The sequence below is a fragment of the uncultured Maribacter sp. genome, assembly GCF_963974015.1.
Classification (GTDB): Bacteria; Bacteroidota; Bacteroidia; order Flavobacteriales; family Flavobacteriaceae; genus Maribacter.
This window is the reverse complement of record NZ_CAXBBZ010000002.1, coordinates 314,107-338,558: the sequence shown is the minus strand read 5'-3', so window position 1 is coordinate 338,558 and position 24,452 is coordinate 314,107. Positions and strand designations below refer to the sequence as shown.

Sequence of the window (24,452 nt, the reverse complement as noted above, 5' to 3'; positions counted from 1 at the left end):
GGGAAAAGTTCAATTTTCGAATTGACTTGATATTTTTTCGGCTTTTTTGCTTTCGGAATAATCATAAAAACCTTCTCCCGATTTAACGCCTTTTTTGCCAGCCATAACCATATTCACCAATAGGGGTGAAGGCGCATACTTTGCATTTTTAAATCCGTCATGCAATACATTTAAAATAGAAAGACAAACATCTAAACCTATAAAATCTGCCAATTGTAATGGTCCCATAGGATGAGCCATACCCAGTTTCATTACAGTATCTATTTCCTGAACACCGGCAACCCCATGATGTAAGGATTCTATGGCCTCATTAATCATGGGCATTAATATTCTATTTGCAACAAAACCTGGATAATCATTAACCTCGGTAGGGGTTTTTCCTAATTTTTTGGAAAGCTCCATTATCGTTTTGGTCGTAACGTTTGAAGTGCTGTAACCACGTATAATTTCAACCAAGGTCATTATAGGTACAGGGTTCATAAAATGCATACCGATAACCTTATCTGGTCTTTTGGTAGATGCTGCTATCTGCGTTATAGAAATTGAGGACGTATTGGAGGCTAAAATTGTGTTTGAATCACATAAGGTGTCCAAATCTTTAAAAATACTTAGTTTAATAGCTAAATTTTCAGTGGCAGCTTCAATTACTATATCTGTACCGGAAACACCTGATTTTAAATCAATAAACTTTGTTATGTTCAAAAGCGTATTATCTCTATCTGAAGTCGATATTTTATCCTTAGCCAACATTCGGTCCAAATTATTGGCTATGGTGGCAAGTCCCTTATCAAGAGCTTCTTGAGAAACATCAATTAAATGTACTTGAAATCCGTTTTGGGCGAAGACATGGGCGATGCCATTACCCATAGTACCCGCACCTATTACAGCAATTTTTTTCATATTTTCTTTGGATTAAATGCAGCAATAATTTGCAGAGCTACCTTAAGGGCTTGAGTGCCTTGTGTTAAGCTGACAATTGGTGTAGTATTATTGTTAATGGCGTCAGCAAATGATTCAAGCTCATCTAAAATGGCGTTATTGGTTTCAATCGACGGATTTTCAAAGTAAATCTGTTTCTTGATTCCTTCTGCATTTTGTAGAATCATATCAAAATCACCAGGTTCTTTTGGTGCATCTTTCATTTTAACGACTTCAACTTTCTTCTCTAGAAAATCTACCGAAATATATGCGTCTTTTTGAAAGAAACGAGATTTTCTCATATTTTTCAATGAAATTCTACTAGCGGTTAAATTAGCAACACAACCATTTTCAAATTCTAATCGAGCATTTGCAATATCTGGAGATTGGCTAATTACCGATACGCCACTTGCATTTACTTGTTTTACCTCAGAATTGACCACACTTAAAATAGCATCGATATCATGAATCATTAAATCTAATACCACCGGTACATCGGTACCTCTTGGATTAAACTCAGCTAAACGATGACTTTCAATGAACATTGGTTGTTTTATAGCATTCTTCACTGCGGTAAATGCAGGATTAAATCGTTCAACATGACCAACCTGACCTTTTACACCGTATTTAGCCTCTAAGGCTAAAAGTGAATTAGCTTCTTCTAAAGTATGGGTAATCGGTTTTTCAATGAAAATATGCTTACCTTTTTCAATAGATTTTTTTGCGCATTCAAAATGGGACAGCGTAGGGGTTACAATATCTATAACATCTACGGCGTCAATTAGATTATCAAGATTATTAAAATAGGTGTACCCAAAATCGGCACTTACCTTTTCTCCATTAGAGCTATCTGCATCATAAAACCCAATGAGTTCGTATTTTTTAGATTCATTTAGAAGTCTGAGGTGGATTTTACCAAGATGTCCAGCTCCTAAAACACCAACTTTTAACATTTGTTTTGTTTTGTTTTGTTTTGTTCAAAAATACACATAGTTAGGTAGTTTTATCCTATGGGCTATTTCAATTTTATAATTTATTGACTTAAGTTTTAAACAGGTTCTTCCATCGTTAGCAGATCTTTACTAACTTTGAAAGTCAAACCAACTACCATTGAAAGATACCTTCAAGCATAGGGGCATGCGTAACCATTTAGCGCAATTATTAGAAGAAAAGGGGATAGCTGACAAAAAGGTACTCGACGCCGTTCGTGAAATTCCACGTCATTTGTTTATGGATAGTAGTTTTGAGGGCCATGCTTACCAAAATAAAGCATTTCCTATAGCCGCTAATCAAACTATATCGCATCCATTTACTGTTGCTTTTCAAACTGAATTACTGCAATTAGAAGAAGGTCAAAAAGTTTTGGAGATAGGCACAGGAAGTGGCTATCAGACTGCTATTCTATTAAAGTTGAAAGTTAAGGTCTATACTATAGAAAGGCAGCTTGAGCTTTTTAAAAAGACGAATATATTTTTCAAGAAAATGGGTTACCGACCTAAGAAACTTATTTTTGGAGATGGTTATAAGGGGTTGCCGGAACAGGCACCATTTGATCGTATTATTGTTACGGCAGGTGCTCCTGAAGTGCCAAAAACATTGCTTTCACAGTTAAAAGTAGGGGGTAGGTTAGTGATTCCTATAGGCTTCGAAGAACAAATTATGACGTTATTTGTGCGAACTACTGAAAAGGAATTTTCTAAGTCTGAATATGGGTCGTTTCGATTTGTACCCTTATTAGAGAATAAGAACTAACTAGTTATTGAAATTCTTTTTTACTCGAGCTAGGTCACGCTTATTGTCACGATCTTTAATAGAATCTCTTTTATCGTAAAGCTTTTTGCCTTTTGCCAAAGCTATTTGCATTTTAGCAAGACCTCTATCATTTAGGAATACGCGAAGGGGAACAATAGTTAAACCTGAAGTTTTTACTTCTTTACTTAATTTTTTGAGCTCTCTTTTTTGTAGAAGTAATTTTCGTTCAGCTTTTGGTTTGTGGTTAAAGTGAGATGCATGTGAGTATTCGTCGATTTGCATATTGATGACGAAAAGTTCATTTTTCTCGTTAAACTCACAAAAACTTTCGGTAATTGATGCACGACCTTCTCTAATGGCCTTAATTTCAGTTCCGGCTAAAACTATACCGGCCGTAAATTTATCCATCAGCTCATATTCAAAATGAGCTTTCTTATTCTTTATGTTAATTGTGTTTTGCATCAATGGCAAAAGTAAGAACAATTCAATGAATGTCTTAATCTTTTATAACTATTTGCAAATGGTTTAGAGGGTTTAAGCAGTACAGAATATTAATCTGGGCAGTTACAGTTGAAAATAAGTTTATTAACCGTAGGTCTTCCATTCACAATTTGTACAATAAACAAAATTCCATTTTCGCTATCATCGATATTAGAATACCTTTCTTCACCAATCAATTTATTCACAAATTCTGGAGTTGAATTGCTATGCCCAACTATCAATACATTTTTATTTAGATTGTCTGTTTTGAATTGGGTAATGTCTAGAGTACCTGGGTCGTAATACTGTATATCAATATTTTTCTTTACCGATGTTGGTGCTGCAGTCATAGAAGTTCTATTATAGTCGGTAGAATAAATGGCATCTAAATCAACATCTGCAAGAATTTCTGCCCAATGCATTGCTCTACCTAATCCTTTTTGATTAAGTTCTGGGTCAGCATCGTCAGGATTGCTTCTAACCTTTTCTGCATGTCTAATTAGGTAAAATGTTGAAACAGATGTTTGATCTTGCGAGGTATCTATTACAACCTCATCTTTACAAGAAAGACTGAATAATAGGCATGTGAAAAGAAGAAATTTTATGACTTTCATGAAAATTTGTTTGATGTATTAAATTAATAACTAAAATTACTTCAAAATAGTACTATAAATAGTCTATTTTTTGTTTTTTTGCATATGAAAAAATTTTGTGGGGCACTTCTTATTGGTTTTGTAGTTTTAGGCCTTAAGGCTCAAGAAGTTGTATTGCCTGGTGATTTCAGGCAGCAAAATCTTACCGAATATAATAGTAGTCTTATAAACCCTGCCTATAGTCTAGGTCGCAATAATCCATCTTCTGTTGCTTTATGGGCAAGATGGCAATGGCAAACATACGATGCCGACCCAACTTCATTGTTCTTAAATTATACTACCAAATTAAATGAGGTTTCTGCTGCGGGAGTAGGTTTTTTTCAGCATAATACGGGTATTTTTTTAAATACAGGTGCAGCTTTAAATTATGCATATAACATTGAATTAAGTGAAAAGGTGTTTTTAGGTGTCGGACTAAATTTATTTGCTTTTCAACAAAAGCTTGCTGATGAACGTTTTTTTGTTCCGAACCCCATTCAAACTTCTATTCCTAATGATTTTATCGTGCAAATGGCACCCGGAATAAATTTGAGCATAGATAGATTTAACCTTGGTTTGGTTTCAGAAAATTTATTTGATTATAACTTCAGCACGAACGAACGAAATTCTAGTCCCGATGAACGTATGTTTTTGGCATTGGCTAGTTTCGATTTTCCAATATCTATACTAAGTACAGACGATAGTTCAATTTTGAGGCCTTCGATATATTATAAAACTATTCCTGGATTAGATAATCAAGTGGGATTAACATCCTTGCTGACTACCAATAAATATTGGGCACAAGCAGGCTATAATAGTTTTTACGGATTTTCGGGTGGAGCAGGTGGTCGTTTCTTTAAGCGATTATCTATAGGAGCATTGATTGAGGTAGGTACAAGTTCTGACTTAAAGGGGCAAGATCCTTCGTTTGAATTGGTAACCTCATACAAATTAGGAACATTAGAGACACCTGAAGAAAAGCTTAAAGAACAATTAATAGCAGAAGAGGAAAAATTAAAGGAAGAAAGCATAATTGCTAAACCAGAGGTAGAGGAAGTTGTAGTATCTCAAGAATTAACTAAAGAAGAAGAAATGGCCATAAAACGAGAGGCCAAAAAACAAGAACGTTTAGCCCTTATAGAATCCAACAGGATAAATGATTCTATAGTGGAAGCTTCAAGACTAGCAGATCTTGCTGTAAAAGATTCTAAGAGAGATATTAGAAAAAAACGCGATTCTATTGCTAATGCAAAAGCAGAGCAAGCTTTGGCGGCTTCTATGGCTTTACAGCAACAAAGAATACAAGATTCAATAGCTACAGTAATTAGGAAGGAAGCAGAAGCAGTTGCACTTGTTCAAAAGAAAAAACTAGATTCTATTGCTCAGAGTGAGGCTCTCTTGGCTGAAGCTGAGAAACAGAAAGTCGAATTCGCTGCAAGAAATGAGGTGGTTAAGCCTAAAGCTGGTGAGAAATATGAGGAAGTCACTAAAGAAGGTTCCTTATCGCCAGGGTATTACTTGATTGCGAATGTATTTGGCACCAAGAAGTACTTAGATGCATTTTTGGTAGATATGAAGAAAAAAGGTATTGACGCAAAATCTTTCTATAGGGATTTGAATAATTACAACTATGTATATCTTGCTAAATACAACTCTATAAAAGAAGCAAGAGAGGCTAGGGATTCTAACCTTGGTGGAAAATACAAAGAGAAGATTTGGATATTTAGAGTAACTGGAGAATAATAATTGATTTATCCCAAGTATTTCTATTGGTACTCTTTAGAAAAGTAAGCTAACGTAAGTTTATTTCAGTTCTCTTTTAATAAGAACATCTAAATAGGTAACCGTATTTAAAAGGTATTTACGGTCTTTTGTAAGGGTGGCCATCGCAATAGAACCTTGTATAATTGTAAATAATTGTTTTGAGAATTGCAATGGCGTGACCGGAAGTTTAAACTCTCCATTATTAATTCCACTTTCAAAAACCAAGGCTATTTTGCCTTCAATTTCTTTTATAGTTTCTTTAGCTGCTGCGGCCAATAAGCGATTGTTATGTTGGGCATCTATGCCTACATTTAAAATGGGGCATCCACCCATATTCATTGTAAATATGTCGTATTTCTTATAAAATTCAATAAGATTTTCAATCTTATCCATTGCTTTTCCTTCTATTGATAAATGTTCGTCAATAGCTGTAAGTAATAGATTGCGATTATATTCAAATGCAGATAAAGCAAGAGCCTCTTTGTTTTCGAAATTACCATAAAGCGCACCTTTAGTTAAATTGGTCGCTTCTGTTAAATCGCTCATGCTTGTTCCAACATAGCCATGCTTATTAAAAACAGGGGCAACAGTCTCAATAATATAAGCGGTAGTTCTTTCGGCTTTAGTTGACATGTAAGACTGTTTTATGCGAATATAAAAAATCTATACTGCATGGTATATATTGTTGATAAAAAAAAGCGTCCTTATTAAAAATAAGGACGCTTTTTTACATTTTCAAACTATTAAACCATAATATTTTCTTGATTTCTGAAAACCAAAGCATTGTCAAATGCATCTAATAATACAACACTATCGGCTTTTATTTCGCCACTTAAAAGTGATTTAGACATATTGTTCAACACTTCTTTTTGAATAGTCCGTTTTACAGGCCTAGCTCCAAATTGTGGGTCATATCCTTTTTCAGCCAAATAATCTATGGCTTCTTCGGTAGCCTCTAAGGTTATTTGTTGCTTGAGCAACATTTTCTTTAGAGATTCTAATTGAAGACCAACGATTGCCTTGATGTTGTTTTTAGTTAAAGGAGTAAACATTACAATGTCATCTATTCTATTAATAAACTCTGGTCGTACAGTTTTCTTCAATAAACCAAGAACTTCTTCCCTTGCAGATTCAGTGGCACTTTGGATGTCATTTGAATTTTCAAAAGTATCCTGTATAATCTGGCTACCCATGTTACTGGTCATGATTATGATGGTATTTTTGAAATCGGCAACCCTACCTTTATTATCGGTCAATCTGCCTTCGTCCAAAACCTGCAACAAAATGTTGAATGTGTCAGGGTGTGCCTTTTCTATTTCATCTAAAAGAACTACTGAATATGGTCTTCTTCTCACGGCCTCAGTCAATTGACCACCTTCATCGTAACCAATATATCCAGGAGGTGCACCTACTAATCTACTCACGGCATGCCTCTCCTGATACTCACTCATATCTATCCGGGTCATGGCATTTTCATCATCAAACAGATAGGATGCAAGTGTTTTTGCTAGTTCAGTTTTACCAACACCAGTAGTACCAAGAAACAAGAAGGAACCTATTGGTTTTTTTGCATCCTGTAATCCAGCTCGACTTCTTCGAATAGCATCAGAAACCGCTTGAATAGCTTCCTCCTGGCCAACCACCCGTTTGTGCAGTACTTCCTCGAGCTTCAATAATTTCTCGCGTTCACTTTGTAACATTTTGTTCACTGGAATACCGGTCCATTTTGCTACTACCTCTGCAATGTCTTCGCTTGTAACCTCTTCTTTAATTAAAGTTCCGGAGTGTTGCTGTGCAGCTAAATCATCTTGTAATTTTGTTAGATTTTCCTGCGCTTCTTTAATTTTTCCGTATCTAATTTCAGCTACCTTGCCATAATCGCCATTACGTTCGGCCCTTTCTGCTTCTGCTTTAAAATTTTCGATATCTAACTTGGTTTGTTGAATGTTATCAACAACTGTTTTTTCACTTTCCCATTGAGCATAAATCTCATTACGCTCTTCTTTTACATTAGCTAGATCTAAGTTTAATATTTTAAGTTTTTGCTTATCATCTTCTCTTTTAATTGCTTCAATCTCAATTTCCAATTGCATGATCTTTCGGTCAAGAACGTCCAATTCCTCAGGTTTAGAGTTGATTTCCATTCTAAGTTTAGATGCAGCCTCATCCATTAGGTCAATTGCCTTATCGGGTAAAAACCTATTGGTTATATATCGTTGCGATAATTCTACGGCTGCTATGACAGCTTCGTCTTTAATTCGCACCTTGTGATGAGCTTCATATTTCTCTTTAATACCTCTAAGAATGGAAATAGCACTTTCTGTATCGGGTTGATCAACTATAACTTTTTGGAACCTTCTTTCCAATGCCTTATCCTTTTCAAAATATTTTTGGTATTCATCTAAAGTTGTAGCCCCAATAGATCTTAATTCTCCTCTCGCTAATGCAGGCTTTAAGATATTAGCGGCATCCATAGCACCTTGACCGCCACCGGCACCTATTAACGTATGAATTTCATCAATAAAGAGTATAATGTTTCCGTCAGCACTGACAACTTCTTTAATGACCGATTTTAATCGTTCTTCAAATTCCCCTTTATATTTCGCGCCTGCAATCAAAGCACCCATATCTAAAGAATAGATAACCTTATCTTTTAGATTTTCAGGAATATCACCTTGTATGATTCTGTGGGCCAGACCTTCAACTATTGCAGTTTTACCTACGCCAGGTTCACCAACTAAAATTGGATTATTTTTGGTTCTTCTAGATAATATCTGAAGTATTCTTCTAATCTCTTCATCGCGACCAATAACTGGGTCTAATTTACCGCTATCCGCAAGCTCATTTAGATTTTTAGCGTATTTCTGTAGAGAATTATACGTTTCTTCGGCACTTTGAGAAGTAACCTTATCTCCTTTACGCAATTCTTCTATAGCTGCTTTAAGATGTTTTTCTGTAACTCCTTGGTCTTTTAATATTTGAGCTATTTTACTCTTAGATTTTAATATTGCCAAGAATAAATGCTCTAGAGAAACAAACTCATCACCCATATCTTTGGCGATTATGCTAGCTTCATTAAGAGTTTTGCCCGCTTCTCTTGAAAATTGTAATTCACCACCTTCCACTTTAGGGAAACTAGTAAGTTCCTTTTCCAAAATTTGTTGTACCAAATTAAAATTGACGCCTAATTTTTTAAGTAAAAAAGGCATTACATTTTCTTCAACTTCGGTAAGTGCTTTAAAAACATGTTCATTTTCTATTTGCTGATGACCCATTTCTTGGGCAATCATCTGGGCTTTTTGAATTGCCTCTTGTGACTTTATAGTGAAATTATTTATATTCATTTTCTATAGTTTTAGTTATTTGTAATACTTTTGAAATGTAATGTTCAAGAATCTTACCAATTATAATAGCAAGACAAACTGTCTTAAATCTAAGTAAGATAGGTGACAAATAGTCAGATATGACTATGCTTAAATGGTAATAATAAATTAAGAAATTTATGGGAATATTTAGTGGAATATTTGGCGGCTCCAAGGATGAGGATGGAAAGAAAGTTTCTGAGATTCCATGGAAACCTTTGAATGCGATAACACAGTTAGAGGATATTAAGAAATTATCTAACGCAAGGCCTCAGGTTATTTTTAAACATTCTACTTCTTGTGGTATTAGTAGAATGGTGCTAAATATGTTTAAAAGCGGCTATGGATTAGAGGAAGGTCAAATGGATTTTTATTTTTTGGATTTGTTGGCAAATAGAGATGTGTCACACGAAGTGGCTTCGGAATTTGGAGTAATGCACCAATCGCCTCAATTATTAATAATTAAAAATGGGGTAGTCGTAGTACATGATTCTCACGGATCGATATCTGATATAAAATTAGAACAGTACATATAAAAAAAGCCCCGTTCTCACGGGGCTTTTTTGTTAGTTAAAACTTTGTTTGTTTAAAATATTCTTAAGATTGTTCTTTAAATCTTCGCCGGCATCATACACCATCTGTTCATTGCTGGGGAATGGAACTCTAGCCAATTGCAAAAGGGAAACCAAGTTGTTGTCTAAAGCTCTTTTATCACCATCGTAGTTTGCATACACGTGCTCAAATATAAATTGACTTGATAATGGATACTGATTTATTTTCTGTTGTTTTTTTAAATCTATAAAATTTACTACTCCTGTAACTTGAGCACTTTTAAATTGAGTAAACTGATAGAAATCACATTTTACGGTTTTAAACTTATCAACTTTAATGCTATTCCCTAAACTATCGGAAACTACATTCCCATTTCTATCTTCAACAAAAGTATAGCCATCCTTAATTTGACGCTCTTTGCTTATCTGCTTCTCACTAATTTGTTCAGGAGAAATGTTGATGTCTTGAAAAGAAACCTCCATTTGATAATCATAGATTTGATTTTGAATTCTATTCGTATGATATTCCGTCCAATTATTATTTAATCCGTAGGTATTCAAATTCAAGAGTTCATCTTCTAATCTTCTTGGTATTACCTTATCGGTGTTGTTGGTCATTTCTACTATAACATAATCTAAACCCTTCTGGTATGCTTCATCAATTTTAGCAACAACGTTTTTATAATTAGGATTTAACTCCTGTAAATATTTTAAATCGCTATAAGCAATTCTGTAATCAGTTTTATAATTTGCTTTATCTAATAAGGTCGTAGCCTTGTTATAAAGGTATTCAGATAAATTTAGCTTGGCATCAATTAATTCATCGTCATAATTTTTAAAGCTGAATTGTGCCTTTCTATTTTCATCTTGAATATATAATGGTAATAACGGTCGAATACTTTCCTGAACCGATTTAAGTCGGTCATAAATATTAAATATCTCTTCAAAATTTGCAGGATTACCATCCTTTTTAAGAAATTTAATATGTTGAAGCTCCCTTTCGGTATGCTTGCGATAACCTTCTTCAAGAAGTACAATGTATGTCTGATTGCTTTTCTTGGTCTTATTCTCTGCAATATTTACAACAGCTTTATTAATAGCTGCCATATAATTACCAGAGTTTAGAGCTTCCTGTGTTTTCTTAACCCCGCTACAAGATAGTAGTAGGCCTATAAAACCAAATAGTAGAAATTTTTTCATGTCTATTATTTTTAGAATTTAATTAAGCTATTTCAACAGCCGTGCCATAAAAGGCTTTTATCATAACGCATAGGGATGAGTAATAGTATATTTTCGTTAAGCTGCACAATTGATTGTTTGATCATGTGTATGAATAGGGGTATAGTTATTAACTAATTTTAATAAATAAGTTATGGGTTTATTCATTTTTTTATTTCATTAAGTACTCTTATTTGTATTTTTGCATCTTATTTAAAATAAATAACAACATGCAACGCGACACCACAATTTTTAATCTTATTGAAGAAGAAAGACAACGTCAGATTAACGGAATTGAATTAATCGCTTCTGAAAACTTTACTAGTCCGCAGGTAATGGAAGCCCAGGGTTCTGTGCTTACCAATAAATATGCAGAAGGTTACCCAGGTAAGCGTTATTATGGTGGTTGCGAGGTTGTGGATAAAGTTGAGCAATTGGCTATTGATAGAGCTAAGGAACTTTTCGGGGCTGCATATGCGAATGTTCAACCACATTCTGGCTCGCAAGCAAATGCTGCTGTTTATCATGCATGTTTACAGCCTGGAGACAAGATTTTAGGTTTCGATTTGTCGCATGGTGGACACTTAACTCATGGCTCTCCAGTAAATTTTTCTGGTAGATTATATAATCCTGTGTTTTATGGTGTAGATAAGGCAACAGGTAGATTAGATTATGATAAGATTCAAGAAATAGCGAGCAAAGAACAACCTAAGTTGATAATTGCCGGTGCCTCAGCGTATTCGCGAGATATGGATTTTGAACGTTTTCGTAAAATTGCAGATAGTGTAAATGCTATTTTACTTGCGGATATTTCTCATCCGGCAGGGTTAATTGCAAAAGGTCTACTGAATGATCCTATTCCTCATTGTCATATTGTAACGACGACGACGCATAAAACATTAAGAGGCCCAAGAGGTGGTTTAATATTGATGGGGACTGATTTCGAGAACCCGTTTGGTATTAAATTGAAAAATGGAAATCTAAGAAAAATGTCAGCTTTATTGGATTTGGCTGTTTTTCCAGGAAATCAAGGAGGTCCTTTAGAGCATGTTATAGCAGGTAAGGCAATTGCTTTTGGTGAAGCATTAACTGACGCTTACGGCTCATATATAGTACAAGTGAAAAAGAATGCTGATGCTATGGCAAAAGCATTTGTAAAAAGAGGATATGATATTATATCTGGTGGCACCGATAATCATATGATGCTTATCGATCTAAGAAATAAAGATATTTCAGGTAAAGATGCTGAGAAAGCGTTGGTGCTTGCAGATATTACTGCAAATAAGAATATGGTGCCTTTTGATGATAAATCACCATTTGTGACATCAGGAATTCGTTTCGGAACAGCAGCAATTACAACGAGAGGTTTGGTTGAAAGTGATATGGAAAAAGTAGTTGAGCTTATTGATCAGGTTATAACTAACCCAGAAAATGACGCTGTTATCTCAGAAGTGAAAGGTAAAGTGAATACAATGATGAATACTAGGCTAATTTTTAACGCCTAGTATTTATTTAATTTTTTATTCAGATAAAAATTCTAGATTACCTGTAACGTAGGTATTTCTTTGTACATCAAAAATAGAAGCTTCATCTTCTTTGTCTAAGTAAATACCCCAATATTCGCTATATGATTTTGGAAGTATATTCGACTGATCATCTTCTAACTCAAAATTATCTATGCTATCCTCAAATATGGGGACAAAGATTTCATAAGGTTTTTGAGTAAGACCCTTGGTTAAGAAGATATAGTTGCAAGCAATTTGCTTTAATATGTCATTGAATTGTGATGCTATACTATTATCGTAAATACGTTTTATTACAATGCTGGTGTCATTCAAGAATATGGTGAGCTCTTCGATATCAATATTACAGTTGTTTCTCGAATTTAAGATTTCTAAATTATACTGTAGTGGCGAACCATTTTTAATACTTGTGCCCCATCTACCAGTATTGAAATTAGTGAATAATTCTAGTAATTCTATATTGCAGTTCACTTCTAATACTAGGTGAACGGAATTTAAAGTGCCGCTTTTTCGTATTAATTTGATATTAGAAAAATAATGAAACTCTAAAGATTTTAGAAATTCATCTATTCCAATAATCTCTTTAGTGTAATCTAAATTGATTAGTGATTTTTTTATAAAATCGTCGAAATTAAAAAGCATGTAAGGCTAGTATTAAAATTTTTCTTTTTATAAAGATACTTTTAACCTTATTTATTTCATCTTAGGATAACCTTATAATTTTGGAGGATATTATTATAAAATAGTAGAAATATTTTTAACAAATTGATAATCAACAAGTTGTAAGATTAGTAGATTTTAAAGAAAACCACGGGTTTTAGCCTCATTAATTAGGGCTAAATCATTTCCATTTTTGATGTCGAAAAGTGCCTTTAATTGTCTTTTTCTTGCTTCAACAGTGGTATTGGCTGAGCCTATTAATGGTGCAATATCCCTAGTATGTATACCTTGTGAAAGATGATACAGAATCTTTTGATCTTGCTCATCTATTACAATATCACTGGCCATTCTACGTCTAATAGCGGCTAAGGCACTAGCAGTATAGTACGGTGATTTACTCATGATGGTTTCTACCATGGTTTTTAGAGACATTTCATCTATCTCAGATTTTACCATATATCCATCAGGGTTCACTGTTTTAAAAATATTATTAATTCTATAATTATCGCTGTAAGAAGACATGAAAACAACCTTTGAGTTAGGCACTTCATTTCTAGCCACAATACCTAAATCGATACCTGTTCTTGGATCTTTAGACTCTGGTGAAAATAACTGAATATCTAATAAAATAATGTCATAGGGTATGGCACGTTTAGATATTTCAATCTTACTTTTACCTTTTTCAAAACTTTTTGCAATTTCAACTTTCACATTAAAATCATTAAAATCAGAATCCTCAAGAATATATTTATACCCCAAAGTGGTCATTTCATGGTCATCTACCGCTAAGATTCGTACAGTATTCATATACTAGATTTAGATTCTATTGTAATTTACTAAACGTTTTTAAATTGAGTATTATTATCGGTAATATTAATCAAATTCTTATTAACTGGTATTTGTAGTGAAATGGTAGTGCCTTTGCCTTCAACGGAATCTACGTGATACGTACCATTTAGTTTATTTATTCTAGAGGTAATATTTCTTATGCCAATTCCTTTTTTACCTTTATTTATATTAAAACCACGCCCGTTATCAGTCATGATCACTTTAAATACATCATCAGTTCTATAAAATGTTATCTCAAAAGAAGTACAATTCGCATGCTTTATGGCATTTTGAAATGTTTCTTGAATAATACGATACACATTTATTTTGACGGTACCTTCAAGACAATCCCAGCTTTCATCTTCATTATAATTAAATAAGGTTTTAATATTTTTATTTCCACCAGATAATAATGATTCGATCGAATCAGTGAAATTGTTGATCTTTTGATATGCGCTGTGGCTTAGCTCATGGGAAATGGAGCGTATTTCGTGTTCTATTTCTTGTAAAGAACCAAGAGCTTTTGACTTCTCTTGAATGGCTTCTTCGGTAGCCCTTTTGTTTAGGCCGGTCAAAACCATTCGCGCGCCTAACATTTTACCCAAAATACCGTCGTGTAGTTCTTCTGATATTCTTTTTTGTTCTAGGCGTTTAACCTCATCAACTTTCTGTTTTTGCATCAACATTAAATTGAAAATTTCTTGATTATTGGCTTGCTGTTGTTGGTCAAAACGAAGCTTTTGGTTTTTAGCACGTTGATTAATAATGATATAAACTGATAACCCAAGTAAAAAGAAACCTGCTGCAATACCGACCCAAATTTGTTTTTGTTTGGATAAGACTTCTTTTTCAGTCTCTAGTTCTACATTCTCAGCAATAAACTCATCGGTTTCAAAACGAATACGGGCAAATTTATTCTGTATTTTTCGTTCTTCTTTTTGAAGACTGTCGTTAAGTTGAATATATTTTTGAAAGTAATTAGGCGCGTTTTTTTTCTCTAATGCCGCTAAAAAAGGCCAAACTTCTAATAAACGTTCATTATTATCACTCTTTAATGATAACCCTTCAGCAATTTTTGCATTTTTAATTGCTTGCGAGGTATCGAGGGCATATGCTTTGTATTCTGCATAATTAAAATATGATGCTGCTAAGCTGGCCGTGAGATTTTCTTTTTTCTTAATTTCTATAGACTCTAACAGTAGCTTTCTTACACCTATAGTGTCTTTATCGTATAATTTACTGGATGCCAAATTGCTTAATGCTTTGGCATAAAGATCTGGATTTTTTATTTCTAGACTATCTGTTTTTAAAACTGCCCTAAAATTTTCTATCGCTTTTTTGTATTGTTTATTGTTTCTCAAGACAACGCCAATATTATTTATGATTCTTACCTCTGCGACTTTAGCATAATTCCCTTGTTTTAAATAATAAAGGGCTTCATTGTAGTACGATTGAGATTTTTCAGTTTCTCCCAAAGCACCTAAAGAAATGCCAAGAATATTGTAACTGTAATATAAAAACAAATTATCATCTAAAGGTTTAAAGCGTTCGATTGCCCTGGTAATGGTCGTTTCGCTTCCTACATAATCTTTAATTTCTGATTGTATTTGTGCCATTTCCAAATACATTCTACCAGAAAGTTGTTGCTCCTCACTATTTTCAAATACTTTTTGTGCCTCTGAATAGGCATAATATGCACTATCTTTTACCGAGTATTTATTAAAAAAAAGTGCTAAATCCCAATATCGATTTCCTATCGATAAGGAGTCGTTTTGTTTTTGATTCAAGGAAATAGCTAGCTTATTTACTTTTCGAAATAATGTACTGTCTCCCGTTAAATATAAATTTTGTGAAAGCGTGGAAAAATATTTTGATTTTAAAGAGTCTGAAGCAGTACTCAGTGCATATTGATAGGCTTTATTTAAAATGACAGTTTTTTGTGGTTCAGTAGATTTCGGGTTTTTACTTTCTAGAATCCATAAACTAACACTATCGGTTTCAATGGCAATAGGAGATACAACTTTTGTAGGTTCAGTTTCTGAACAACTACTAAAAAAATGTACTAGTATAATTAAGGTAAAATATCTTTTAATCAAAAACTGTTTTTTAATTTTTCTTACAAACCAAGGTATAAAAAAAAGCCTTTAACAAGTATGTTAAAGGCTTTTTTTTATATTATTATGCCAGTCTAGCTTAGTAGCGTACTAGTTTTTCTTGGAGGTAATGTAGAGTCACAATCATCACAAGCGAATGCTTTAGAGATATCATTCATAAAATCAAACTCACTGGCAGTGTTTTCTACAACGTACGTTGCCATTCCTAATGCCATTACCGCTACTGCTAAAATACTTGTTACTTTTTTCATGTTCTCTGTGTTTAAGGGGGTTTCTGATTAATTATACTGCCAAAGTAATACCGATACGCGAGTAGTTAAAGTAAATTGCTTTACTTTAAGTAAGTGACCTAGTTCTGCTAGTATATGAACCGATTGTGAGAGAATTCTTTAATTTTGTGAAGAAAGTGTATTCTTTGAGAGGATTTTTTTAAGATTATCCATGTTTTCTCGGTAGGTTTTTGAAAATGGTATATGTTCATTTACCATTTTTAAAGCGCATATCGATTTCCCGAAATTTATTCTAGAGACATACGTAGTATTTACGATATAGCTCTGATGTATGCGCATAAAATTATTAGGCAATGCATTCTCAAAAGTCTTTAACGTTTTAAAGGCATTCGTAATTGTACCATCTTTCATAAAAAATTCGGTGGTATTATTATCAGCCTTCAAGTATAGAATATCATTGGTATTCAGATATTGAAAGTCGTTGTAAGATTTTAAGCAAAGCGTAACCGGTGCTTTTTCTATTGGCATTCTTTTTCTAAGCTTTAATAATGACTTACGTATATCAAATTCATTATAAGGTTGCAGCCAATAATCAAAAAATCCATTTTTTATGGCATCGTAGGCATAATCTTTAGAAGAAGCTATGCCGATTAATATAGGAAGATGGTTCGTATATTGATGAATCTCCATCACCATAAGGAAAATGGCTGAATAGTCATTATTAAGATTTATGAAAACAATGTCTGGAGTGTATTTCAGAATGTCGTTTAATCCATCAGAAGGGTTGGTCGTAGTATTTATACATTCAAAGTCACCATATTCATCCAAAAAAGCATGTAACTGCAAATTTGAAACTGCATCAGAATCAATTATGGTGTACGTATAATTCAAAAGAAATAGTGTCTACTACGAAATTAGATATAGACCAAACAAATCTCGCCAAGAATGTCCTTATAAAAATGGAGGACTCTTTGTTAAAATGCCTGTTTATAGGGCTTGTGAGAGAAAATTCTGTCAATTTATAACGCTAAATTGACATTATTCTTTTTCTATAGCTTGAAAAGCACCTAAATCTGGGGCGGGTATTCTTTGTGTTCCTAAGATATCTAGTGGGCTATAATTAGCAGTATCTAAATCTCCCTTATCGATAGCATCTGAGTCTAAACCAATTCTAAAATCATTCTTTGTTGTTAGAAAATAATCTACTTCACCATTCAATATGATGTCAGAATATAATTCTGAATTTGTAAAATCAAATAGATTATTAAGTGGTGAAGATGCTTCATTTTGTGTGTATTTAATAAAACAATTTAAAAAATTAAAATTGAAGTTACTCTCATTATCTGATATTAAACTTAACTCATTTTGGCGGTTACCATCAATAATACAATTCTTGAAGTCAGCTTTTTCAAGGTCAAAAACAATTTCTTGGCTTTCATTCTTTATTTCTAATGCGGTATTATACCTAAACCCTTTATTCCAGTAGTTCGCAATCGTTGAGTGAATAAAAGTATAACTACCCCCATTTTCTATCAATAATGAGGAACTACCTGCATTACCTAGCACTAGATTTGTGGCTTCTAATCTGGCGCTTTTTACCCATAAATTATATCTGGTATTGTTGTAAATCTGGCTATTTGCAAGAATTAAAGTAGTTTCAGTATCGCCAGATAATGCTTCAACAAATAAACCTATTTCTGCATTTTTAATGGTTAGATGGTTAATGGAATTGTTTGAGCTGCCGTCACTAATCCATAAACCTCCCCATTGACCAGGGATTTCTGCAAACTCAGGTTCAAGTCGGTCTCCTTCAAAAATAACTTCTCCATTTAATGCTATCATATCTTCACTTAGCGAACCATTTACAGTTAATTTAGCGCCTTCTTGAACTAATAAACCAGAATTTTTATGAAAATGAATTCGTGCTCCTGCATCAATTTTCAATTCTTTCGAATCAGGTATAATTGCATAACCATATATAACATAAGGTTTACTATTGGTGAAGTTTAGCTCTTCATCCTTAAGTTCAAAACCAGATATATTTATAAGGTTTCCTGTATCATCTACATATAAACTAATGGCTTCGGTCTCTACTTCCGAATTACCTTTTGGGTAAAGAAAAATAGCATCTTTAGCCAGCGTAACCAACTCTACCGATTGCTGAAATGGTTCCTTATCAAAATGAATAGCATCGGTATAAAGCAATTCTTTCACGGTATCATCACTGATATTTATGGTTGTTTCTATTAAAATAAATAAGCTATCCTGGGCATAAATTGAAATGTCATTAAATTCTTTACCAGCAACACCATCAACATTTAGTCTATAAAAACTTTCTTGGCCATTCTTTAGCGATATATTGGGAATGATGATATCATCTTTGGTATCATTAAAGACTTTGAGGGTATAAGTACTACTACCTATTGACGAGAAAACAGTGTCTAGATAAACCGTGTCTTTTGAAAAAGACAAATTTCCATCGCTAGGTGCGTATTCAAAATTTTTTCTACAAGAAGTACTCCATAAGATACAGAGGAGAATGGAAAAGGCGATTAGTATTCGATTTCGCACGTATACGTTGTTTTAATAAAATCGATTAAAGAAATATTTCTTTGATTTCTTCTGGTATTCGAACAGGTCTAAAGCTTTCGCTATTTAGAAGACACCATTCGGTACTTGAGCGTACTAATAGTTTTTTTGTAATAGCATGATGCATTTCAACAATTCTAATTGATTTTGCTCCAGAGCTTGACTCAATAAAAGTGCTTATTGTAATCGGGTCGTTTAAAACTGCTGCATTTTTATATTCTATATGATGACTAAGAACAACCCAAATTACTTCCTTTCGCATTTGTGAAGAAGCTTTCGCTTGCCAATGTTCTTTAGATATATCTTGAATCCATTGTACGTATCGAACATTATTAACATGGTTTAAATCATCAAGGTCGTCTTCAGAAACTATAATTTCTTTTTTAAATCGGTTCATTCTATTTTTTCTGGATTTTTACTTCAAACATTTTATTCCAAAACTTTCCTGTCACAAAAAATGTCTGACGCTCCTTATGGTAAGCAATACCATTTAATACGTAATTTAATCTGTCCCAATTTGCTGTTTTGGTAATTAGGTCGCTTAATCCACTGAAATTTATAACACCCTCAATTGCCCCAGTTTTACTGTCAATTATCATTACACTGGGCTTTTGGTATACATTGGCATATAATTTTCCATCCACGTATTCAAGTTCATTTGCTGAATTAAATACAGAAGAGTTGGTAACGGTTTCTATATAACCTTCTTCTGTCATCGTATCAGAATTTAAAAACCATATTTTTTCAGTGCCATCACTTTTAAATATTTTTTCACCATCATTAGTTAAGCCCCATCCTTCACGACTTTTACCGTATTGAAAATTATCTAGCTTTTTAAATGTATCTAAGTCGTAGATAAAACCCAATCCGCTTTTCCAAGTAAGCTGGTATATTTTATTGTTGAGAATAGTAATACCTTCACCAAAATAGCTTTTGTCCAAATCTATCTGTTTGTATACTTCGCCAGTTTTATAGTTTAATTTTCTTAAAAAGGATTGTCCATTTTTTCCGGTACTTTCATATAAGGTATCATTATGAAATTCTAAACCTTGTGTATAGGCTGCGGTATCATGAGGGTACTCATTAATAATCGTGTAGGTATATATTTCTGGAGCTTTCTCTGATAAAACCTTTAAGTTCTTGTTGATTTCAACTGTTTCCCCTTCGAAAGTAATTTTAGCAGTTAAAACTTTATTGCCCAATGTTGGCACGTTAATGAGTAGTTTATTATTGTTTATCGGAATTTCTACACCGTCTATACTATAAATTACACTTTCAATCTCTTTTTGCTTTTTATTATTGATATTAATACCAACTTCATTATTTTGATTTACCTTTTTTGCATTTTCAGCTAATTTTATTTCAAAAAGGGAAGAAGCTTTTTGGTTTCCGCTACCGCAAGCAATGAAAATACCGGGAATTAGAACAATACAAATTAATTTAACTATTCTCATTAAGAAAAGGGTATTTAAGTTTATATAGTGATTATGAACAAGAAGTATTCGTCGTTCTTGACAGGCAATTTAATTCATAAAAATTAGAAAGTAAAAGTATTGGGAAAGATTTAAAAGATTGTATATTTGCAGCTGGCAAGTCCTACACGACCAGCTCCTGTAGAATCCCCCAGGGCGGGAACGCAGCAAGGGTATACGGTCGTAGCGGTGCGATGTAGGTAGCTTGCCTTTTTTTGTGCCTTAAATTGAAAATATCTAAATTAAGGTAACGCATTCATAACCAATTCAATGTATAGTTTAGTATCGCTTATTTTTCTATAAAATGAAAACAAAAGTAGTTCTAATTACAGGTGGGTCTTCAGGTATTGGAAAAGCAATAGGCTTACATCTTAAAGAAAGAGGGTATAAAGTTTACGGTACTACACGTAGTGTATTGAAATATCCTTCATTTTCAGATTTCCCACTTTTAGAAATGGATGTGCGCAATGTAGAGACTATAAAATCTTGTATTGCAGCTTTGCTCGAAAAAGAATCTCGAATAGATGTTCTAGTGAACAATGCAGGTATTGGCATTACGGGGCCTATGGAAGAAACACCACATGAAGAGGTGCTTAAAGCATTCGCAACCAATTTTAATGGACCTTTAAGTGTAATAAATGAAGTACTGCCTATTATGCGAAAGCAAAAAGATGGGTTGATAATTAATATAACTTCAATAGCGGGTTATATGGGATTACCCTATAGAGGAATATATTCAGCTTCGAAAGCTGCCCTTGAATTAGTGACAGAGAGCTATAGGATGGAAACCAAATCTTTTGGGGTAAAGTTCACTACGTTAGCGCCAGGTGATTTTGCGACCAATATTGCGTCTGGTAGATATCACACCCCTGTTTATGAGAACTCTCCTTACAAGAAAATGTACAAAAATACGCTAGATGCTATTGATTCTGATGTTGATAGTGGAGGAGATCCAAGAGAAGTGGGTAAAAAAATAGCCAAAATTATTGAAACTAAAAACCCAAAACCTCACTATCAGGTTGGTTCTTTTATTCAAAAATTTTCGTTAACGCTTAAGAGTATACTACCAGGTCTTTGGTTTGAGAAGATGTTAGAAAACCACAGTTCTTAATGAATCTAATTGTGAAGAAGAGTTGATTTTATCCAACTAATTGTAATAGATATTAGAAAAGCCATCTACGATAACAGCATTATCTGTAATTATTGCTTTATTCATAGGGTATAATACAAGTTTCTCCGTTAGTTCTTTAAAATTATTGCTTTGAAACTGTAGAGAAGTGTCGACCTGAAGAGTTTTTAATATTACTTTCCAATCATTATGATCGGTCTTTATATTAATACCGATTAGTTCATAATCTGGTTTTTTCTTTTTTAATTCTGCTACTCTTTTAAAAATTTCTTGATATTGCTTTTTGTTAGTTCCCGACCAAAAGTAGAACATCACTTTTTTGCCTATTGCAATGTCATTTAATGTTTTGTTTTCATTGTCAAATGATACTACAGTTAAGTTCGGTAACATTTTAGAAGGTTGAAGATTTAAAATTCCTTGGTAAAGGTTCTCTATTTCTTCAATATGCATATTATTTTTAGATACATTCTTAAATTCTTTCAAGAAAATTTCTGTGTTTTCTGATGCGTCTTTTCTTTTAAGTAGATAGTCGATGGCAACATTTCTAAATAAATTGTCCCGCAATTCTTTGTCGATAACCAAACTATCAATTAAATGTAATTTGTGCTTATTAAAATGTAGTTGCTTGCCAGCGCCCGAGTTTCCATCTTTACAGTCATTTACACAAGACATATATGATAAATTCCCAAAATGGGCCTTCATAAAATCATAATAAGGTCTTAGATAGGTTAAATTTTGATTGTCAAATTCAAGGTTTTTTCTGTATGAATAAAAATCTTTAGGTAAATCATGTAAATTTTCTTCGGTAGTTTTTCTCTTATGTTGAAAAGGATATATCTCTTTATATCTGTTATAGGTATAGTCAATACTTCCTTTAAGTAATTCATAACCTGCATCAGACATGGTGGTTTCTGACTTTAACTCATTTAGTCGAGTAAGCTTGTCGTTTCTAAGAGAATTAATTTTATCTAAAAAATCATTGGGTTCAAATTCATAATTTTCAGCATACATAGCTGCATCTTCCTCTTCAGCTGCAAGAAATAATTCTAGTAGAAAATTATTTAATTCCTCATTACTTCCAGAAAAGACTAATGATTCATCAAAATAACTAGTATTAAGTCTTACCATTAAGCTATCTCCTTTTTCTAAATAAACATATTGATATTCTGGAGATAAATTAAAATGATAAAGTCCATTTTCGATAGAAGGTAGATTGAACTTAAATCTGTTTCTTTCATCAAGTTGAGCAGAATCAATTTTTTGTCTGCCTTTCATTAAGATTACTTGAGTGCTCGTAGGATTTACAATTTCACCGGCAAAGAGTACCGTATCGGAATCTTTTTTGGCTGTCGAACAACCTATTAAAAGTACTATGAATGTTGAGAGTAGAATTCTTATCATATAGTAATATGCACTGATTCCTTTCAAAAATAACAATCCTACTCTCCAGTTGTTGTTAATAGCTAGTTAAATGTTATTGAGAGCAGTATTAAAAATCATTGTGTGAAATTGATGGTAAACAAGGTAGTAGAAGCTTATAAATTCAGTATTTTTGCACGGATTTTTAAAATTTTGTTGCTATGTTATCTGTATCTAATTTATCTGTTCAATTTGGAAAAAGAGTTTTATTCGATGAAGTGAATGTTGCTTTCACTCAAGGCAATTGTTATGGTATTATTGGTGCCAATGGTGCTGGTAAATCTACTTTCTTGAAAATACTTGCTGGTCAAATAGACCCAACTTCTGGTCATGTTCATTTAGAACCTGGTAAAAGAATGTCCATATTGGAGCAGAATCATAATTCGGCAGATTCCTTTACTGTTTTAGAAACAGTAGTTATGGGGAACAAGCCTCTTTATGAGATTAAAAAGGAAATAGACGCCCTGTATGCTGATTATGATGACAAAAATGCAGATAGAATAGGGGAGTTACAGGTAAAATTCGAAGAAATGAATGGTTGGAACGCAGATAGTAGTGCTGCAGCCTTGCTTTCGAATCTTGGTATTAATGCGGACTTGCATTTTACACTTATGTCCGAAGTTGATTCTAAATTAAAGGTGCGTGTGCTACTAGCTCAAGCGTTATTCGGTAATCCTGATGTTTTGATTATGGATGAGCCTACCAACGATTTGGATTATGAAACAATTAGTTGGTTAGAGAACTTTTTAGCAGATTACGAGAATACAGTAATTGTTGTAAGTCATGACCGTCACTTTTTAGATACCGTTTGTACTGATATAGGCGATATTGATTTTGGTAAGTTGAACCTGTATTCCGGTAACTATACATTTTGGTATGAAAGTAGCCAGTTAGCTGCCCGTCAACGCGCACAGCAGAATAAAAAATCTGAAGAAAAAGCTAAAGAATTACAAGAATTTATTGCCCGTTTTAGTGCTAACGTTGCAAAAAGTAAGCAAGCGACATCTCGTAAAAAAATGCTTTCTAAATTAAAAGTTGATGATATTAAGCCATCTAGCCGTAGGTATCCTGCAATAATTTTTGATAGGGATCGTGAAGCAGGCGATCAAATATTAAATGTAGAAGGATTATCAGCTTCAACTGATGATGGCGAGGTTCTTTTTGATAATGTTAATATCAATTTAGCAAAAGGAGATAAAATAGCTATGATTTCTAGGGATTCTAGGGCGACTTCAGCTTTCTATGAAATTATCAACGGTAATAGAAAGGCTGATAAAGGTACTTTTCAATGGGGTGTAACCACAACACAATCTTATTTACCTGCAGATAACGCTGATTTCTTTACAGATAATATCAACTTGGTAGACTGGTTACGTCAATACGCGAAAACAGAGGAAGAGCGTGAAGAGGTTTACATAAGAGGATTTTTAGGTAAAATGCTTTTTAGTGGAGAAGAGGCACTTAAAAAGTGTACCGTTCTTTCAGGAGGTGAAAAAGTTCGCTGTATGCTAAGTAGAATGATGTTAATGCGTGCTAACGTATTAATGTTAGATGAACCAACAAACCATTTAGACTTAGAAAGTATTACCGCATTTAATAATTCTCTTAAGAATTTTAAGGGAACGGTAATGCTAACAACGCATGATCATGAGTTTGCACAAACAGTTGCAAATAGAATCATAGAATTAACTCCTAAAGGCAACATTGACAGGTATTCAACGTTTGATGAGTATATGTCTGACAAGGCATTAAAAGACCAGCGTAATAAGATGTACGCTGAAAAAGCATAGAATAGATTAACCCAAATCGAT

General features: G+C 33.4%; 22 protein-coding genes and 1 other RNA gene. 7 read left to right on the top strand and 16 right to left on the bottom strand.

Annotated elements, in window-relative coordinates; translation table 11 throughout:
• Positions 1–9 precede the first annotated feature (9 nt).
• Positions 10–900 carry a 3-hydroxybutyryl-CoA dehydrogenase gene (locus AACZ41_RS05975; RefSeq protein WP_339627448.1) on the bottom strand — a complete coding sequence of 297 codons (891 nt, stop codon included), beginning with the start codon at positions 898–900 and terminating at the stop codon, positions 10–12.
• The gene (locus tag AACZ41_RS05970; protein WP_339627447.1) at positions 897–1,871 is read right to left on the bottom strand and encodes a Gfo/Idh/MocA family oxidoreductase; all 975 of its coding nucleotides are present in this window, start codon (positions 1,869–1,871) and stop codon (positions 897–899) included. The genes AACZ41_RS05975 and AACZ41_RS05970 overlap by 4 nt, the downstream gene beginning before the upstream one ends.
• A 157-nt stretch (positions 1,872–2,028) precedes the next feature.
• Between AACZ41_RS05970 and AACZ41_RS05965 the strand changes: the two genes are divergently transcribed.
• Complete coding sequence (locus AACZ41_RS05965) at positions 2,029–2,670, top strand: protein-L-isoaspartate(D-aspartate) O-methyltransferase (protein WP_339627445.1); 642 nt, start codon at positions 2,029–2,031, stop codon at positions 2,668–2,670.
• On the opposite strand, the gene smpB is transcribed toward AACZ41_RS05965, so the two are convergent.
• Both smpB and AACZ41_RS05955 read right to left on the bottom strand, forming a co-directional pair.
• Complete coding sequence (gene smpB / locus AACZ41_RS05960) at positions 2,671–3,132, bottom strand: SsrA-binding protein SmpB (protein WP_339627443.1); 462 nt, start codon at positions 3,130–3,132, stop codon at positions 2,671–2,673. It abuts the gene before it with no gap.
• A gap of 89 nt (positions 3,133–3,221) precedes the next feature.
• Entirely contained in the window at positions 3,222–3,764 is a 543-nt protein-coding gene (locus AACZ41_RS05955; protein ID WP_339627442.1) for a phosphoglycerate mutase family protein, read from the bottom strand.
• An 84-nt stretch (positions 3,765–3,848) separates the two neighbouring features.
• Here AACZ41_RS05955 and AACZ41_RS05950 point away from each other — a divergent pair, with 84 nt between their 5' ends.
• Complete coding sequence (locus tag AACZ41_RS05950) at positions 3,849–5,525, top strand: PorP/SprF family type IX secretion system membrane protein (protein WP_339627441.1); 1,677 nt, start codon at positions 3,849–3,851, stop codon at positions 5,523–5,525.
• Between the two features lie 60 nt (positions 5,526–5,585).
• Here AACZ41_RS05950 and AACZ41_RS05945 read toward each other — a convergent pair whose 3' ends face one another.
• A complete protein-coding gene (locus AACZ41_RS05945; RefSeq protein ID WP_339627440.1) occupies positions 5,586–6,179 on the bottom strand; it encodes a TetR/AcrR family transcriptional regulator in 594 nt (197 codons plus the stop codon).
• 110 nt (positions 6,180–6,289) lie between these two features.
• On the bottom strand, positions 6,290–8,890 hold the full coding sequence (gene clpB / locus AACZ41_RS05940) for an ATP-dependent chaperone ClpB (RefSeq protein WP_339627439.1): 2,601 nt from the start codon (positions 8,888–8,890) through the stop codon (positions 6,290–6,292).
• Positions 8,891–9,048: 158 nt separating this feature from the next.
• Between clpB and ytxJ the strand changes: the two genes are divergently transcribed.
• Complete coding sequence (ytxJ, locus tag AACZ41_RS05935) at positions 9,049–9,444, top strand: bacillithiol system redox-active protein YtxJ (protein ID WP_339627438.1); 396 nt, start codon at positions 9,049–9,051, stop codon at positions 9,442–9,444.
• 30 nt (positions 9,445–9,474) lie between these two features.
• Here ytxJ and AACZ41_RS05930 read toward each other — a convergent pair whose 3' ends face one another.
• Entirely contained in the window at positions 9,475–10,659 is a 1,185-nt protein-coding gene (locus tag AACZ41_RS05930) for a hypothetical protein (RefSeq protein WP_339627437.1), read from the bottom strand.
• Between the two features lie 248 nt (positions 10,660–10,907).
• Between AACZ41_RS05930 and glyA the strand changes: the two genes are divergently transcribed.
• Positions 10,908–12,182: a serine hydroxymethyltransferase gene (gene glyA / locus AACZ41_RS05925; RefSeq protein ID WP_339627436.1), complete on the top strand. Its 1,275-nt coding sequence runs from the start codon at positions 10,908–10,910 to the stop codon at positions 12,180–12,182.
• A gap of 15 nt (positions 12,183–12,197) precedes the next feature.
• Here the strand turns inward: glyA and AACZ41_RS05920 are convergent, their stop codons facing one another.
• The 8 genes from AACZ41_RS05920 to AACZ41_RS05885 form a co-directional block, all read right to left on the bottom strand.
• Positions 12,198–12,842: a hypothetical protein gene (locus AACZ41_RS05920; RefSeq protein ID WP_339627434.1), complete on the bottom strand. Its 645-nt coding sequence runs from the start codon at positions 12,840–12,842 to the stop codon at positions 12,198–12,200.
• A 156-nt stretch (positions 12,843–12,998) separates the two neighbouring features.
• On the bottom strand, positions 12,999–13,667 hold the full coding sequence (locus tag AACZ41_RS05915) for a histidine kinase (RefSeq protein WP_339627433.1): 669 nt from the start codon (positions 13,665–13,667) through the stop codon (positions 12,999–13,001).
• Positions 13,668–13,696: 29 nt separating this feature from the next.
• On the bottom strand, positions 13,697–15,784 hold the full coding sequence (locus tag AACZ41_RS05910) for an ATP-binding protein (RefSeq protein WP_339627432.1): 2,088 nt from the start codon (positions 15,782–15,784) through the stop codon (positions 13,697–13,699).
• 92 nt (positions 15,785–15,876) lie between these two features.
• Complete coding sequence (locus AACZ41_RS05905; RefSeq protein ID WP_339627431.1) at positions 15,877–16,053, bottom strand: hypothetical protein; 177 nt, start codon at positions 16,051–16,053, stop codon at positions 15,877–15,879.
• A gap of 138 nt (positions 16,054–16,191) precedes the next feature.
• Positions 16,192–16,923, bottom strand: a complete 732-nt coding sequence (locus AACZ41_RS05900) for a LytTR family DNA-binding domain-containing protein (RefSeq protein WP_339627430.1) — start codon at positions 16,921–16,923, stop codon at positions 16,192–16,194.
• A gap of 147 nt (positions 16,924–17,070) precedes the next feature.
• Positions 17,071–18,603 carry a hypothetical protein gene (locus tag AACZ41_RS05895; protein ID WP_339627429.1) on the bottom strand — a complete coding sequence of 511 codons (1,533 nt, stop codon included), beginning with the start codon at positions 18,601–18,603 and terminating at the stop codon, positions 17,071–17,073.
• Between the two features lie 25 nt (positions 18,604–18,628).
• Complete coding sequence (locus tag AACZ41_RS05890; protein WP_339627428.1) at positions 18,629–19,018, bottom strand: thioesterase family protein; 390 nt, start codon at positions 19,016–19,018, stop codon at positions 18,629–18,631.
• A 1-nt stretch (position 19,019) separates the two neighbouring features.
• Entirely contained in the window at positions 19,020–20,075 is a 1,056-nt protein-coding gene (locus AACZ41_RS05885) for a glutaminyl-peptide cyclotransferase (protein ID WP_339627427.1), read from the bottom strand.
• A gap of 133 nt (positions 20,076–20,208) precedes the next feature.
• On the opposite strand from AACZ41_RS05885, the gene ffs reads away from it, so the two are divergent.
• Together ffs and AACZ41_RS05875 are read left to right on the top strand one after the other, a co-directional pair.
• An RNA gene (gene ffs, locus AACZ41_RS05880) (signal recognition particle sRNA small type) lies at positions 20,209–20,307 on the top strand.
• A 90-nt stretch (positions 20,308–20,397) separates the two neighbouring features.
• Positions 20,398–21,204, top strand: coding sequence for an SDR family oxidoreductase (locus AACZ41_RS05875; protein WP_339627426.1), 807 nt, complete (start codon positions 20,398–20,400; stop codon positions 21,202–21,204).
• 36 nt (positions 21,205–21,240) lie between these two features.
• Here the strand turns inward: AACZ41_RS05875 and AACZ41_RS05870 are convergent, their stop codons facing one another.
• A complete protein-coding gene (locus tag AACZ41_RS05870; RefSeq protein WP_339627425.1) occupies positions 21,241–22,623 on the bottom strand; it encodes a transaldolase in 1,383 nt (460 codons plus the stop codon).
• A 179-nt stretch (positions 22,624–22,802) separates the two neighbouring features.
• Here AACZ41_RS05870 and AACZ41_RS05865 point away from each other — a divergent pair, with 179 nt between their 5' ends.
• On the top strand, positions 22,803–24,431 hold the full coding sequence (locus tag AACZ41_RS05865) for an ATP-binding cassette domain-containing protein (protein WP_339627424.1): 1,629 nt from the start codon (positions 22,803–22,805) through the stop codon (positions 24,429–24,431).
• The last annotated feature ends 21 nt before the right edge of the window (positions 24,432–24,452 follow it).